Raw genomic sequence first — 1,292 nt, 5'->3', positions numbered from 1 at the left:
TGTGAAGTGTCAGGACATCGTGGACACTTTCATGTGTCATGACCTTCTGGACGGTTCGGTGGTGTTCACGATCGGTGGATGACACGCCGACGAGAGATGCTCAGCCCTGCTGTCCTGGTCGCGATCACAGATCGAGCGGCCGGCAGGAAGGTCAACGTCGCAGCCTTGTGCCGCAACGAGAACCTCAGCAGCAGTTGGTTCTACCAACAACTCGGCAGGTTCACCCGAGGCGGCCTCGAAGCGTTGGCACCACGCAGCAGCGCACCCCACACACGGCCCTCGACCACCCCGCCCGGGGTGGTCGAGGCGATCGTGCGAGCCCGCAAAGATCTTCAGGACGAGGGCAGCGACAACGGCCCCTACTACATCCGGCAACGTCTGATCGCCGACGGACACGCCAACGTCCCGTCCGAATCGACGATCTACCGACACCTCAAAAGCCGCGGACAAATACTCGCGCAACCGAACAAACGCCCGAACTCCTACCGCCGATTCGAGTACCCGGCACCGAACGCCTGCTGGCAGATCGACGGCACCCACCTCTACCTCGCCGACCGGACCCGTGTCACCGTGGTGGAGATCATCGACGACCACTCCCGCCTCTGTGTGGCATCACACGCCGCGGTCACAGAATCGTTCGAATCCGCTTGGGCAGCATTGCAATCCGGTTTCATCGAGTTCGGGCTTCCGGCGATGATTCTCTCCGACAACGGCACCGCGTTCTCCGGGCGTCGCCGAGGCACCATATCGGAACTTGAACGAGAACTCGCCGCCCTCGGCATCGTCGCGATCACCTCGTCGATCGCGCACCCGCAAACCTGCGGAAAGATAGAACGTCACCATCAGACGATGAAGAGGTGGATTGCCGCTCGCCCACCTGCGGTGTCGCTACAGGAGTTGCAGATTCTGCTCGACGCCTACCGCCGCTTCTACAACAATCGGCCGCAGAAAACGCTCGGCAGTGTTCATCCGGCAGCGCGGTGGGCAGCGACGTCACCCGCCGGGCCCGACACCGCGGGCATGGTGCGGGCAGGGTCAAGTGCTCGTCCCAGTTCCCCGACCGGAGTGATCAAGATCCACGGACTCTCGATCCACCTCGGTCGCGCCTGGGGCAACCGAGACACCGTCGCGTACTGGCAAGGCGACCGATACGCGGTGTTCGTCGACGACGAACTCGCACGCGAACTCGTCGTCGACCGGACCCACACTCGCCAACTTCTCAACCCGAGAAAACAGTGAAGTGTCCACGATGTCCTGACACATATGTGTCCACTACGTCATGACACATCACA

At 62.1% G+C, this 1,292-nt stretch carries 1 protein-coding gene; it reads left to right on the top strand.

Annotated elements, in window-relative coordinates:
- Positions 1–78: 78 nt before the first annotated feature.
- Positions 79–1,239 carry a DDE-type integrase/transposase/recombinase gene (locus QM716_RS29135; protein ID WP_283307717.1) on the top strand — a complete coding sequence of 387 codons (1,161 nt, stop codon included), beginning with the start codon at positions 79–81 and terminating at the stop codon, positions 1,237–1,239.
- Positions 1,240–1,292: the final 53 nt, after the last annotated feature.

Origin of the sequence: Rhodococcus sp. IEGM 1409 (assembly GCF_030056735.1) — a bacterium.
GTDB lineage: Bacteria > Actinomycetota > Actinomycetes > Mycobacteriales > Mycobacteriaceae > Rhodococcus_F.
Note: the sequence above shows the minus strand (reverse complement) of the source record. Positions and strands in the feature narration are given on the sequence as shown.